The 13,779-nt window shown below is 74.3% G+C and carries 11 protein-coding genes; 6 read left to right on the top strand and 5 right to left on the bottom strand.

The window, feature by feature from the left end; all coding sequences use genetic code 11:
* Window positions 1-166: 166 nt before the first annotated feature.
* Together AB0411_RS04025 and AB0411_RS04020 are read left to right on the top strand one after the other, a co-directional pair.
* Window positions 167-1,750 (top strand): MFS transporter, encoded by a 1,584-nt coding sequence (locus tag AB0411_RS04025; RefSeq protein ID WP_366415654.1) that lies wholly within the window; start codon window positions 167-169, stop codon window positions 1,748-1,750.
* Between the two features lie 194 nt (window positions 1,751-1,944).
* Entirely contained in the window at window positions 1,945-3,117 is a 1,173-nt protein-coding gene (locus tag AB0411_RS04020) for a winged helix DNA-binding domain-containing protein (protein WP_366415653.1), read from the top strand.
* A 78-nt stretch (window positions 3,118-3,195) separates the two neighbouring features.
* On the opposite strand, the gene AB0411_RS04015 is transcribed toward AB0411_RS04020, so the two are convergent.
* The 5 genes from AB0411_RS04015 to AB0411_RS03995 form a co-directional block, all read right to left on the bottom strand.
* Entirely contained in the window at window positions 3,196-3,918 is a 723-nt protein-coding gene (locus AB0411_RS04015) for an SDR family oxidoreductase (RefSeq protein WP_366415652.1), read from the bottom strand.
* 160 nt (window positions 3,919-4,078) lie between these two features.
* On the bottom strand, window positions 4,079-5,101 hold the full coding sequence (locus AB0411_RS04010) for a methyltransferase (RefSeq protein WP_366415651.1): 1,023 nt from the start codon (window positions 5,099-5,101) through the stop codon (window positions 4,079-4,081).
* A 72-nt stretch (window positions 5,102-5,173) separates the two neighbouring features.
* Window positions 5,174-6,232, bottom strand: a complete 1,059-nt coding sequence (locus AB0411_RS04005) for a methyltransferase (protein ID WP_366415650.1) — start codon at window positions 6,230-6,232, stop codon at window positions 5,174-5,176.
* A 62-nt stretch (window positions 6,233-6,294) separates the two neighbouring features.
* A complete protein-coding gene (locus tag AB0411_RS04000) occupies window positions 6,295-7,539 on the bottom strand; it encodes a cytochrome P450 family protein (protein ID WP_366415649.1) in 1,245 nt (414 codons plus the stop codon).
* Window positions 7,540-7,564: 25 nt separating this feature from the next.
* Window positions 7,565-8,581 carry a Gfo/Idh/MocA family protein gene (locus AB0411_RS03995; protein ID WP_366415648.1) on the bottom strand — a complete coding sequence of 339 codons (1,017 nt, stop codon included), beginning with the start codon at window positions 8,579-8,581 and terminating at the stop codon, window positions 7,565-7,567.
* Window positions 8,582-8,780: 199 nt separating this feature from the next.
* Here AB0411_RS03995 and AB0411_RS03990 point away from each other — a divergent pair, with 199 nt between their 5' ends.
* From AB0411_RS03990 to AB0411_RS03975, 4 genes are all read left to right on the top strand, one after another.
* Window positions 8,781-9,164, top strand: a complete 384-nt coding sequence (locus tag AB0411_RS03990) for a hypothetical protein (protein WP_366415647.1) — start codon at window positions 8,781-8,783, stop codon at window positions 9,162-9,164.
* A 155-nt stretch (window positions 9,165-9,319) separates the two neighbouring features.
* On the top strand, window positions 9,320-10,339 hold the full coding sequence (locus tag AB0411_RS03985) for a methyltransferase (RefSeq protein WP_366415646.1): 1,020 nt from the start codon (window positions 9,320-9,322) through the stop codon (window positions 10,337-10,339).
* 258 nt (window positions 10,340-10,597) lie between these two features.
* Window positions 10,598-11,887, top strand: coding sequence for a nucleotide disphospho-sugar-binding domain-containing protein (locus AB0411_RS03980; protein WP_366415645.1), 1,290 nt, complete (start codon window positions 10,598-10,600; stop codon window positions 11,885-11,887).
* Between the two features lie 278 nt (window positions 11,888-12,165).
* A complete protein-coding gene (locus tag AB0411_RS03975; RefSeq protein ID WP_366415644.1) occupies window positions 12,166-13,656 on the top strand; it encodes an alpha/beta fold hydrolase in 1,491 nt (496 codons plus the stop codon).
* Window positions 13,657-13,779 lie beyond the last annotated feature (123 nt).

Below are 13,779 nucleotides of genomic sequence, written 5' to 3'. Positions count from 1 at the left end.
AGCGCCGCTGAAGGCCCGTGTCCCAGGGTCCTGCGGCCGGCCGCCGCTGGCGTGGCCCCGTCCCGGCGGAGGCGGAACCCCCGGCTCCGGCGAGACCCGAGCGACGCTCTAGCGCGGTGCAGCAGGCTCGATCGACACGCCCGAACCCCCGTATCAGGAGAGGCCCATGAGCTCCGCCCGCGAAACAGCGGCAGAACCGGTCGCGGATGCCCGGCGCTGGATGGCACTGGCCGTATTACTGACCGCGACCCTGCTGGACCTGCTCGACGCGACGATCATCAACATCGCGATTCCGAGCATCCAGCGGGACATCCATGCTTCCTACACGGCCGTGCAGTGGATCGCGGCAGGCTATACGCTCGCGTTCGCCATCGGCCTGGTCACCGGTGGCCGGCTCGGCGACATCTTCGGACGCAAGAAAGTCTTCCTGCTCGCCATGGCCGGCTTCACCCTCGCGTCCGCGCTGTCGGGCCTGGCGACCGGTCCGGACATGCTGATCATCTCCCGTGTGCTGCAGGGCGGGATGGCCGCGATGATGGTGCCGCAGGTGCTGTCGATCATCCATGTCACCTTCGCCCCGGAGGAGAGCGGCAAGGTCTTCGGCATGTTCGGTGCCGTCTGCGGCATCGGGGCGGTCTCCGGCCCGGTCCTCGGCGCCCTGCTGACCGAGTGGAACCTCTTCGGCCTCGAATGGCGCCCGATCTTCCTGGTCAACCTGCCGATCGGGATCGCCGGTCTGATCCTCGGACACCGCTTCGTGCGCGAGTCCAAGGCACCCAGCGCGCCGCGCCTCGACCTGGCCGGCGTCACCCTCGTCACGCTGGCCCTGTTCATGCTGCTCTTCCCGCTCACCCGCGGCCGTGACCTGGGCTGGCCGGCCTGGTGCCTGGCTTCCATGGCCGGCAGCATCGTGGTGTTCGTGCTGTTCGTCCTGCACCAGCGCGCCAAGGTGCGGCAGGACGCCTCCCCGCTGCTGGAGCTGTCGCTGTTCCGCATCCGGAGCTTCGCGGCCGGCATCGTGGTGCAGCTGGCCTTCGGCACCTCCTTCGGTCTGTTCTCCCTCACCGGCGCGCTGTACATGCAGGTCGGTCTGGGCTGGACGCCGTTGCGGGCCGCGCTGACGAGCCTGCTGTTCGGCGCGACCATGGCCGGTGTCGCCATGGTCGCCGTACCGAAGCTGGTCCCGCGCTTCGGCCGGAAGGTGCTCCAGGCCGGGGCGCTGCTGATGATCGTCGGGCTGGGCCTCTACGGCTGGATCGCCCACCAGCAGGGCACCGGGGTCACTCCGGCGCAGATCGCCGTCCCCCTGGTCGTGGGCGGCTGCGGCCTCGGCATGATCATGGCGCCGCTGACCAGCGCCGTGCTGTCCGAAGTACCGGGCCAGCACGCCGGATCGGCATCGGGCCTGATCAACACGATCAACCAGGTGGGCCTGTCCCTGGGCCTGGGGCTGACGTCGGTGGCCTTCTTCACCGTCGTGGACGACGCCGGAACGCCGGCGCCGACCGGCGGTACGGCCTTCATCACGGCGTTCACCCACTCGCTGTGGTGGGTGATCGGCGGCATGGCGCTGGCCTTCCTGCTGATGTTCGCCCTGCCGAAGGCCGCCGGCGCCCCGTTCGCGCCGCCCGCCGAGGAGGACGCCGACGCCCCGGCCGCCGGCCCCGCCACCGCGTCGTCCGACGGCGCCCCGGCGGCGCGCGCCGAGGTCGCGCCGGCCGCGAACGAGCCGACACCCACCGCCGGCTGACACCCCGCCCGCCGCCGCGCCCGAACGCGCCGGCCCGTGGCCCCTCCCGGGCCCGCGGGCCGGCCGTCGTGCTGCCCCGGGACACGGACGCACGGGTCGAGCGCCGGTCGAGCCGCGCACGAGCCCGAGTGGGTAGGTTCACCAGTCCGTCCGTCGCCGCCGCCGGCGCCGCGAGGAACAGGAAGTGATCACTGATGAGCGACACCACGCACGACGCCGTGCGGCTGCGGTGGCCGGCGGTCTCCGCCCGGCGGCTGGAGCGCAGCGCCCTCGCCGCGCCGGCGCCGGATCTGGACCCCGCCGGGATCGTCGGCGCGCTGTGCGGTGCGCACGCCCAGGTGCTGAGCGCCGCCGAACTGTCCATCGGCATGCGGGGCGAGGGCATCACCCGCAGCGTGGTGCGCAAGACGCTCTGGGACGAGGCCGGGCTGATCAAGATGTACGGGCCGCGGGGCACCGTCCATCTGCTGCCCGCGGCCGACCTGCCGATGTGGGTGGGCGCGCTGACCGCGCTGCCGCCCTCGCCCAGCCCGTTCCCCAAGGACGTCCGGATGACGGACGAGCAGACGGAGGAGGTCGTCGCGGCCATCGGCGCGGCCCTGCGCGACGCCGAACTGACCCTCGACGAGCTCAGCGAGGCCGTCATCGCCGCGACCGGCCCCTGGGCCGGTGACCTGGTCATGCCGGCCTTCCAAGGCATGTGGCCGCGCTGGCGGCAGGCCATCACCCTTGCCTCGCACCGCGGGCAGCTGTGCTTCGGGCCGAACCGCGGCCGCAAGGTGACGTACACCCACCCGCAGCATCTGACCGGGGACCGCGCCACGGACGGCACCGCGGCGCTGGCCGGGCTCGTGCAGCGGTATCTGCACGCCTACGGCCCCGCCACCCCGCAGCACTTCGCACGGTGGCTCAATGTCTCCCCGCGCTGGGCCGGCGAGCTGTTCGACTCCCTGGGCGGCGCGCTCCAGCGCGTCGACCTGGAGGGCACGGCGGCCTGGGTGAACGCCGGCGACACCGGAACTCCCGGGGAACCGCCGCGCGGGGTGCGGCTGTTGCCGTACTTCGACGCCTATGTGGTCGCCTGCCAGCCCCGCGAACGGCTCTACCCCGGGGCCATGGCCCAGCGGGCGCTGACCCCCAGCGGCCAGGCCGGCAATTATCCGGTCCTGCTGATCGACGGCGTGGTGAGCGGCGTCTGGCACCAGCGGCGGTCCGGCCGCCGGCTGACCGTCACCGTCGAACCGGGCACCCCCCTGACGAGTGCCCAGCGCGCGGAACTCGACGCCCAGGTGGAGCGGCTGGAGTGCGTCCTGGAGGGGACCGCGGAGCTGACGATCGGGACGGTGGGCGTCGGCCCCCACGCGTAGCGGCCGCCCGCCCGGCCGGGAGCGCCCTGAGCACCACGGCGCCGCCCGGCCGGGCTCGGTGGTGCTCGGGCCCCGCAGTCACCACGCCACGGTGCCGGCGTCGTTCAGGAACCGGCCGGTCGGCCCGTCGTCGCCGAGGGTCGCGAGGCGGACCTCGATCTCGGCGCCCTCCGCGGCCGTCCGCTGGCCGACGCCCCGGTTGATGTCCGTGGCGACGAAACCGGGCGAGCAGGCGTTGACCTTGACGGCCGTGCCCCGCAGTTCGTTGGCGTAGAGCACGGTCAGCATGTTCACCGCCGCCTTGGACACGCTGTACGCGGTCATCGCGGGCATCTCGGATCCGTCCAGCCAGGCGGGCAGGCCCATCTCGCTGGAGACGTTGACGATCCGGCCGGCCGGGGAGCGCCGCAGCAGCGGCAGCAGGGCGTTGGTGACCTCGACCAGGCCGAACACATTCGTCTCCAGGGTCGCCCACAACGCGTCGCGGGTGAGTTCGCTCGGCGCGCCGGCCGGCCATTCGACATTGATCCCGGCGTTGTTGACGAGGATGTCGAGGCGTCCGTACCGCTCGTCGAGGTGCCGCGCGGCGGCGGCGACCCCGGCGGCGTCGGTGACGTCCAGGGCCACCGCGTGCGCGTCCGCGCCCTCGGCGCGCAGCGCCTTCGCGGCGGCCTCGCCGCGGGCCGGGTCGCGGGCGCCCAGCAGGACGACGGCGCCTTGGGCGCCCAGCTGCCGGGCGGCCTGGTGGCCGATGCCCTTGGTGGCTCCGGTGATCAGTGCAATCTTCGCGGTGGCAGTCATGGGGCGAGGCTGCCACCGTCCGCTAGGGCGCGGCTGGTCCCCGGCTCAGCACCGGGGACGGCCCGGCGCTCGGGCCCGCGGCCGCGGCATGCGCGCGCGGCGCGGGGACGCCACCGCGGCGCACGGCGGTGGCGCCCCCGTCCCGGCTGTCCCGGCCGGTTCAGAGCGCGGCGCCGGTGGGCACCGCCTCCACGATGCTCAGGGACGAGTCCGTGCCGATGACCCGCTCCACCCGGAACCCGGCTTCGGCGAGCAGCGCCGTGTACTCCTCCTGGGTCCGCTCCTGGCCGCCGGCCATGACGAGCATCGCCAGGTCGAACGCCTTGCTGGAGTGCGGGGTGTCGCCGGCGGGGATCACCCGCTCGATCAGCAGTAGCGTGCCGTCCGGCTTCATCGCCCGCCGGCAGCCGGTGAGGATGTCGACGACCTGCCGGTCGGTCCAGCCGTGCAGCACCGACTTCATCAGGTACAGGTCGCCGCCGGCCGGGAGCTCGCCGAAGAGGTCGCCGCCGACGATCTCGCAGCGGCCGGTGAGCCCGGCGTCGCCGATCCGGTTCCGCTCGACGACATGCGGAAGGTCGAACAGCACCCCGGCGGCCTCCGGGTGGGCCTGCAGGACCGTGGCCAGCAGGGTGCCGTCACCGCCGCCGATGTCCACCAGCCGGGCGGCCCGGGAGAAGTCGTAGGCGGCCACGATCGCGTCGCGCTCGATGCGGCTGTGCTCGTGCATCGCGGTGTCGAAGTCCGCGCCCTCGTCGGGGTGTTCCTGCAGGTACTCCCAGACGGGCCGGCCGAAGGCGGTGGCGAAGGCCCCCTCGCCGGTGCGCAGCACCTCCTCGGCGTGCTGGAACGTCCTCGCGGTCAGCCGGCCGGCCTGTGCCACGGTCGCCCGGACGGACCGCGGATGGTCGGAGCGCAGGCACGCGCCGACCGGGGTGAGGCCGAAGCGGCCGCGCTCCACTTCGGTGAACACCCCGCGGCCGGCCAGCGCCCGCAGCAGGCGGTGGAGGGCCTCCGGCCGGGTGCCGCTGGCCTCGGCGAGCTCCGCCGTCGGGCGCGGGCCGTCCGCCAGCAGATCGGCGATCTTCAGCTCCGCCGCCAGATGCAGCGCCCGTGCGTAGATGAAGCTCTCACTGATTTCCAGCAGTTGCAGACTGCCGTCCCGTGCGCTGTCGCTGCCCATCGGCTGATCCCACTCCTTCGTCCGTTGCTCTGAGGTCTTGTCCACCGGGTCACCGGGTGCGGTGCCGTACGGTCAGCGGGGCACGGCCTCGACGAGGCTGTCCGGTCCCGAGCTGTGAATGACGCGGGTGAGGCGCAGCCCCGCGCGGTCCAGCAGCTCGCGGAACTCCGCTTCGGTGCGCTGCCGGCCCGTCGTGCCGATCAGGGTCTCCAGGTCCAGGAGCTTGCCGACGGAGGGTTCCGGGCCGTCCGGCAGCACCGGTTCGCCCAGGAGCAAGGTGGCGTGTGCGGGCATGGCGGCGCGGCAGTTGCGCAGGATGCGGACCGAGGCCTCGTCGTCCCAGTCGTGGATGACGGCCGTCAGCACATAGGCGTCGGCGCCCCGCGGCACCTCGTCGAAGAAGGAGCCGCCCCGCACCTCGCAGCGGTCGGCGACGCCCGCCTTGGCGAGGACCGGTGCCGAGCGCTCGACGACGTCGGGCAGGTCGAAGAGGACACCGCGCAGCTCCGGGTGGGAGGCGAGGATGCCGGACAGGTAGGCGCCGTTGCCGCCGCCCACGTCGACGACGGTGGAGAACCGTCCGAAGTCGTAGGACTCCAGCGTCGCGTAGATCGCGGAGGCCACCGACGTCATCGCCGCGTCGAAGACCGCGGCCTCTTCGGGGTGGCTGCGGTAGTAGTCGAACTGCGGCGCCCCGTGGACCCGTTCGAAGGCCGCCTCGCCGGTGCGGACGCTGTCGTACAGGCCGCTCCACGCGGCACGGTGGAAGCCCGATCCGAAGTGCGCCGCCAGGCCGCGCAGCGAGGGGGTGCTGTCGGTGCGCAGCAGCGCGCCCGCCGGGGTGTTCGCGAAGTGCCGGTCCGCCAGCTCGGTGAACACCCCGAAGTCGCCCAGGGCGCGCAGCAGCCGGTACAGGGCGGGCGCGTGCGCGCCGACCTCGGCGGCGATGTCGTCCACGTGCCGGGGGCCGTGGGCGAGGGCGTCGGCGACGCCGAACCGGGCCGCCACGCCGATGGACTGGGTGACGAAGCCCCCCATCAGGAGGTGCATGAGTGCCGCCTCCGGCGGTGCGTCGGCCGTCGGCCCGGCCCACCCCGTCGACGGGTCCCGCTCACTCGCCGTGTCGGTCATCGCCTGTTCCCTTCCACTCCCACCAGCGCTCCTTCGGACCTCGTCACAGTGCAGGACCCGCCTCAACGAGCGCTCGAGGCGTGGTGCACCTGTGCGGCCGGGGCGCCGGGGGCGGGGCGCACCCGGACCGGGACGTGCGGCAGGCCCCGCATCATGGCGCTGTGGTGCCACACCAGTTCCTCGGGCGCGGCGTCCAGCGCGAGGTCCGGGCAGCGCTCCAGCAGGGCCCGGATGGCGGTCCGCGCCTCCAGCCGGGCCAGCGGGGCGCCGAAGCAGTAGTGGATGCCGTGCCCGAAGGCCAGATGACCGCGCGGGTCGCGGCGGATGTCGAAACGGCCGGGGTCGGGGAAGCGGCCGGGGTCGTGGTTGGCGGGGGTGTTGCCGATGAGGACGAGCTCCCCGCCGCCCGGGATCAGGGTGCCCGCGAGGTCGACGGGGGCGGTGGTGAACCGGTGCAGCGAGGTCCCGGTCGGTCCGCTGTGCCGCAGCATCTCCTCCACCGCACCGTCCAGGAGCCCGAGGTCTGCCCGCAGCGCCGCCAGTTGGTCCGGTTCGCGGAGCAGCGCGAGCATGCCGTTGGAGAGCAGTCCGGCGGTGGTCTCGTGGCCGGCGATGAGCAACAGCACGGCCATGCCGAGGAGTTCGTCGAAGGACAGCCGGTCGCCGTCCTCGCTCGTGCGCAGCAGCGCGCTCAGCAGATCGTCACCGGGCCGCCGGCCCTTGTCCTCCAGCAGCCGCGTCAGGTAGCCGACCAGCTCCCCCATGGCCGCTTCGGCCCGCGGTCCCCCGGAGCGCTTGGTGACCTCGGTGGACCACGCGTGGAAGGCCTTCCGGTCGGCGTAGGGCACCCCGAGGAGTTCGCAGATGACGGCGGCGGGCAGCGGGAAGGCGAAGTCCTCCACGAGGTCGGCACGGCCGTCGGGCCGGCTCAGCACGGCGTCGATCAGCTCGTCGGTGATCTCCCGTACCCGCGGTCCCAGGGCCTCGATGCGGCGCGGGGTGAACTCCTTGACCACCAGCCTGCGCAGCCGGGTGTGGCGGGGCGGGTCGGAGATCAGCATGTGCGGCGCGGCCGCGGGATCCCCCGCCCCGGCGCCCGCGGCACGGCGCCAGTCGTTGGAGAGCCGCGGGTCGGCCAGCGCGGCCCGGGCGGCTTCGTACCCGACGACCAGCCAGGCCTCGAACCCCTCCGGCAGCCGCACCCGGTGCACCGGCCCCCGCGCCCGCAGCTCCGCGTACACCGGGTGCGGATCCCGGGTGAACTCCTCCCCCAGGGCCGCCAGGTCGACGATGCGCTCTGCACTCACCAGGACACCTCCGTACGGGACCGGTTCATCGGTCGGCACGGTAGGGAGCCCCGGTGGAGGCCGGGTCGTCCGCTGATCGGATCTGCGCCCGGCGGCGGATCCCGTCCAGCAGCCGGGCCTGTTCGCGGATGCCGGTGTCCGGGGGCGTGCTGCGGGTGTGCACCGCGGTGCGGAAGGCCAGGACGGTGTTGCGGACCTGGTCGTCCGGGGGCACGGGGACCTCCCGGGTGCCCGTGCTGTCCTCCAGGCGGACGAGGGGGGCCAGGTCGGCGGGCGGGGTGAAGGCGCGTTCGATGGTGATCCGGCCCCGGGTGCCCCAGAGTTCGCAGACGTTGCGGTACGCGTGGTCGAGGCCGAACGACAGCTGGGCGGTGACCCCGTCGTCCCGGGCCAGCAGCGCGGATCCGGTGGTGTCCACCAGGCGGCCCGGCCCGCGGGACAGGGCGGCTCCGGCGACCCGCAGTCCGTCGCCGAGGTGGTGGACGGCGGCCCGGACGGGGTAGACCCCGGTGTCCCACAGGGCGCCCCCGCCCAGCTCGGGGCGGTGGCGGATGTCCTCGTCGGGCAGGCGGGGGACGGCGAACGCGGCGTACAGGGAACGGAGTTCGCCGATGGCGCCGGTGCGCACCAGGGCGCGTACGGCGGCGTGCTGCCGGTGGTGGGGGAACATCACGTTCTCCGCGAGCACCAGGCCCCGTGCGGCGGCCAGTTCGAGCAGCCGGCCGGTGCGGTCCGGGTCGAGCGCGAGGGGCTTCTCGGCCAGGACGTGCTTGCCGGCGCGCAGCGCGGCCTCCGCCCAGTCGGCGTGCAGCGCGGCGGGCAGCGGAAGGTAGACGGCGTCCACGTCCGGGGCGTCCAGCGCGGCGGCGTAGCCCTGGACGTACCGGCACCCGTACCAGCGGGCCAGCTCCCTCGCGCGGGCGGCGTCCCTGCTCGCCACCAGCACGGGCGTGACTCCGGGCGTCCGGGCGAAGGCGGGCAGCATGCGGCGGCGGGCGATGTCGGCGCAGCCCAGTACGGCGATCCGGACGGGGGGCGGCATGGCTCCTCCTGCGTCGGCGGCCGCACACGGCGGCGGGGTGGTCGGCCGACGGTAGAAGGGCGGCCTCGACACCGGCTCGGCTCGGCACGGAGCGCCCCGGCACGGGCCGGCTGACCGCGGCTCGACCGGCCGTTGAGGGGCGGGCCGGAGGCTGGGGGCTCCAGCGGCGCCGCATGCGGCGGGTGAGGAGGCACAGGAGATGGACCAGTCGGTGACCGGCCCGGCCGTGACGGCGGCGACCCCGGTGGGCACCTGGACGGAGGAGCTGCTCCTGGAGCGCGGGACGTACACCAGCACCCTGCGCTTCACCCCCAACGGCCGCACCCTGCTGCTGGCCGGCCCGCGCCCGGGCTGCGTGGGCGCCGGGAGCTGGACCGCGACGGGGGAGGGCCGTTTCTCCTTCCGGCTCGCCGAGCTGGTCTTCGACCCGGACGGCACGTTCACGGGCTGGGTGGACATCGAGCAGCACGTCGTCCAGACCGGGGACACCTTCACCAGTTCCGGGGTCTCCCACGTCTACGACGCCGGCGACCGGCTGCTGGAGCGCGCCGAGGTCGCGGCGCGCGGGACCCGCCGCGGCTGACGGAACGCACCGTCCGCACCCCCGGGCGGCCGCTCCGGCGGGGTGCGACCCGTCCTGTGCCGTCGCTCATGCGGCGGTCGGCACCGTGGGAGACACGCAGCACCGCCACACTCCGGGCCCGCAGGCGGGCCTTCCGTACACCTCGGAGGACGAAGATGACATCTGCTCACGGCGACGCCGCCGAGCTCAGCGCCCAGCTGTCGGAGCACATGAACGGCTTTCTGTACTCGGCGGCGCTCTACACCGTGACCCTGCACGGTGTCGCCGACCATCTGGCCGGCGGCCCGCGCACCCCCGAGGAGCTCGGGGAGCTCACCGGTCTGCACGGCCCGCACCTGGGCCGGGTGCTGCGCTATCTGTCCACGCGCCAGGTGTTCCAGGAGGACGCGGAGGGCCGCTTCGCCCTCACGCCCATGGCGGAGCTGCTGCGCAGCGGGGTGCCCGGCTCCCTGCGCGACAGCTTCCTCATGCTGGGCGACGACCTGTACTGGAAGCCGGTCGGCCGGCTGCACGAGACGGTCCGCACGGGCCGTACCGCCTTCGACGAGATCTACGGTGCGCCCTTCTTCGCCCACCTGCAGACGGACCCGGCCGCCGCCTCGCTCTTCAACGCCGGCACCGCGGGCTTCTCGCACCTGGTGACCGAACACGTCGCGCAGAGCTACGACTTCCCGGACGGCGCCACGGTCGTGGACGTCGGCGGCGGGCGCGGCGGCCTGCTGCGCTCGGTGCTCGCCGCGCACCCGCAGATCACCGGCACGCTGTACGACCAGGCGTCGGTCATCGCCGAACACCAGCTGGACGGGCCCGAGGTGGCGGGCCGGTGGTCCACGGCCTCCGGCGACTTCTTCACGTCGGTACCGGCCGGCCACGACCACTATCTGCTCAAGTCCATCCTGCACGACTGGAGCGACGAGAACTGCCTGCGCATCCTGCAGGCCGTGCGCGCGGGCATGCGCAAGGACAGCAAGTTGCTGGTCGTCGACCCGGTCATCCCGCCGGGCAACACGTTCGACGCCAGCAAGACCATCGACGTGATGATGATGGCCGTCTACGACGGCAAGGAGCGCACCCAGGGCGAGTTCGAGGAGATCCTCACCAAGGCCGGGTTCCGGATCACCCGCATCCTGCCGACTCCGTCCCTGATGTCGGTCATCGAGGCGGTCGTCGCCTGACCTGGCGGCCGCCCGCCGCGCCCTGCCGCCCACGGCCCCGCCGCCGGCGCGCCTGCCCCGCCCTGCCCGGACGCTCCGCACCGGGCAGGGCGGACGGCTGCCGGGCATCGAGGGTCGGAAGCCGGGGCCGGCAGCCGGGAACGCGGCCGGGAGCGGGGAACCGCGCGCCGGCCACGGGGAGTCGAGTCCCCCTCGACGGCGGCGTGTGACGCTCCGGGGCGGGTCCGCGACGCGGGCCGGACAGCAGAGGGGAACCCCATGCGCGTACTGATCGTGGTGTGGCCGCTGACCGCACATCTCTACCCGACCCTTCCGGTGGCCTGGGCGCTCCAGGGCGCCGGCCACGAGGTCCGGGTCGCCTCCCATCCGGACCTGACCGGCACCATCACCGCCGCCGGCCTGCCCGCGGTGCCGCTCGGCACACCGGGGACCATCGCCTCCCCCGCGACCGTCGGCGAGCACCTGCTGCCCGCCGACCACCGGGAACGGCTGGCCACGGCCCTGGACATCGACCTGGACGGCGACACCGACGTCTGGGCCACCGTCAGCACGTACACGCTGGCGTCCTCCCGCGTCTTCCACCCCGCGGACGGCTCCGCGGCACACGGCTGGGGCGGGGTCGACGACCTGGTCGCCGCGGCCCGTGACTGGCAGCCCGACCTGGTGCTGTGGGACCCGAACTGGCCGGCCGCCGCGGTCGCCGCCCGGGCCTGCGGCGCGGCCCACGGACGGGTGCTGTGGGGGCGCGACTACCTGGGCTGGGCCTGTCACCGCATCGACCGGCGACGCGCCGAACTGGCGGCCGCTGGGCTGCCGGACCCGGTGGCCGAGATCGTCCGCCCGGCGGCCGCACGCCACGGTGTGCCGGTCGACGACGACCTGCTCCTGGGCCAGTTCACCCTCGACCCGACGCCGGCCGACATGCGGCTGCCGAGCCGGGCCCGTACCGTCCCGGTCCGGCGCATCCCGTACACCGGCGCGGCCGCCGTCCCGTCCTGGCTCGGCGCACGGCCCGTCCGCCCCCGGGTCGCGCTGACGCTGGGCGCCACCCAGCGGATGTTCGACAACGACAAGGTGCTCGTCCCGTCGCTGCTGGAGATGGTCGACGGCCTGGACATCGAGGTGATCGCCACCCTCGACACCTCCCAACTGACCGGGCAGCGCCTGCCGGACAATGTCCGCGCGCTCGACTATCTTCCGCTGAACCTGCTGCTGCCGAGCTGCTCGGCGATCATCCACCACGGCGGGATCGGCACCTTCACGGCGGCCGTCGCGCACAGCGTGCCGCAGCTGGTCGTCGGGGACGAGCTGCGCGTGGCGTACGCCGCCAACTCGGCCTATGCGGTCGGCCACGGTGCGGGCCTGGCGGTGGATCCCCAGCAGCAGTCGGTGGCGGAGATGCGCGCCCGTTTCCTGCGGGTCCTCACCGAGCCCTCGTTCCAGGAGGGCACCCGGCGGCTGCACGCGGACTGGCTGGCCATGCCGAGCCCGAACGACACGGTGCCCGTACTGGAGAAGCTCACCGCGCTCCACCGCACCGCGCGCTGAACACGCCACCCGGCTCTCCCCCACCCCGTGCCGTTCCGATCCGCAGCCGCGTCCGGGGCCGCGTCCGGGCTGGGTCCGGGGCCGCGTCCGGGCCGGATCCGGGGCTGCGTCCGGGGCCGCGCCGCGGGTCCGCACCCCGGTCCCGGCGTCGGCCTCCCGGCCCCGCCCCTCCCCGCGGTCCCGGCCCCGGCCCCGGCCCCGGTCCCGGTCCGGAGCGGTTCCAGGGCCTCTCAAGGCGCCACCGCAACGCTGACGTCCTCACGAGAACGGAGATCCCGGTGGTAATCAAGCGGTCCGACTCCCCGACGCCCCCCTCCGCGCTGCACGCCTTCCGCACCCAGCGGCCGCGGTGGACGGCAGCCACAACCGACGACGGCCTCCCGGTCGAGTACACGACCATCGAAGTGCCCCGGGACCACGCCGATCCCGCCGGAGAGCGGCTGACCCTCGCGCTCAGCCGCCACCGGGCGACCGACCCGGGCCGCAGACGGGGCATCCTGCTGGCGGTCAACGGCGGCCCCGGCGGCGACTGGGGCCTGGGCCGGGGCCTGGTGGCGAAGTTCGCCGGAACCCCGCTGCACGAGGTCTACGACCTCATCGGCTTCGACCCGCGCGGCACCGGCGCCTCCACCCCGCTGCACGCCGAAGTGACGCTTCCCAAGGCGCCGTTCGACTCCCGTCCGCCCGACTCCGCCTTCGAGGCGCTCGCCGAGGACATGCGCCGCCGCGAACTGGCCTGCGAGCGGGCCGGCGGCGAGCTGCGCCGGCACATCAGCACCCCGAACACCGCCAGGGACATGGACCTCATCCGGTGCGTCCTCGGCGAGGAGCGGCTGAACTTCGTCGGGTACGCGTACGGGGCGTACGTCGGCGCCGTCTACGGCTCGCTCTTCCCCGCCCACCTGGACCGCAGCGTCCTGGACTCCTGCGTCCACCCCGGCTGGACCTGGCGCGAGCAGTTCCTGTGGCAGGGCGACGCCGTCCGGCGCAATGTGGACGCCTGGGCCGGGTGGGCCGGCGCACGCCACCGCCACTTCGGCCTCGGCACCGACGCGGCCGCGGTGCTCGCCGCCGTCGAGGACGTGGTCGCCGGCCTGGAACGCCGGCCGGACGGGCCCCGGATGCGCACCCTGCTCGACGGCGCGGTGGGCAACCGTGCGACCGACCGCGCCCAGTGGGCCGAACTCGGCTTCCTGGTACGGGACGTACGGGCCGCGACGCGGGCCGGGGACGAAGCGCGCATCCGCGACCTGCTGGCGGAGCAGGGCACCTGGCGGCCCGGCGACAGCGAGGGCGACCTGCGCTGCGGCGTCCTCGAAGCCATCACCCTGGAACACGACTGGCCGGCGGACCCGGAGACCTACTTCGCGGACATGCGGGAGTTCCGCCGGCGCTTCCCCTACGGGTACGGAGTGCTGCGGGCACAGCCCTGGGTGGGCGCGTTCCGCACCTTCACCGCACCGGAGCGCCCCGTCGCCCTCACCCGCCGGGGCTACCCGGCCGGGCTCGTCGTCCAGGCCGACGGCGACCCCATGGACCACTACGCCGGCGGCGTCGCCATGGCCGAACGGCTCGGTCATCGCCTCGTCACGGTCGAGGACTCCGGCGACCACGAGGTGTTCGTGCTGTCCGGCAACGCGCGGGTGGACGCCCTTGTCCACCGCTACCTCGTGGACGGCACCCTGCCGCCCGAGCGCACCGGCGTGCCCGGCACCGCCGCCCGCCCCGACCTGCCGGCCGACGCCCCCGCCACCCCCCTCTCCGTCTGACGCCCCGGACCCACCGCCCGCCACGCCCCGAGGAGCAGCCCGCATGACGACAGCAGCCACCGGCCAGGACTTCAAGGTCGCCGACCTGTCCCTCGCCGCTTTCGGCCGCAAGGAGATCACCCT

It is taken from the genome of Streptomyces angustmyceticus, assembly GCF_040701845.1.
GTDB classification, from domain to species: domain Bacteria; phylum Actinomycetota; class Actinomycetes; order Streptomycetales; family Streptomycetaceae; genus Streptomyces; species Streptomyces angustmyceticus_A.
Note: the sequence above shows the minus strand (reverse complement) of the source record. Positions and strands in the feature narration are given on the sequence as shown.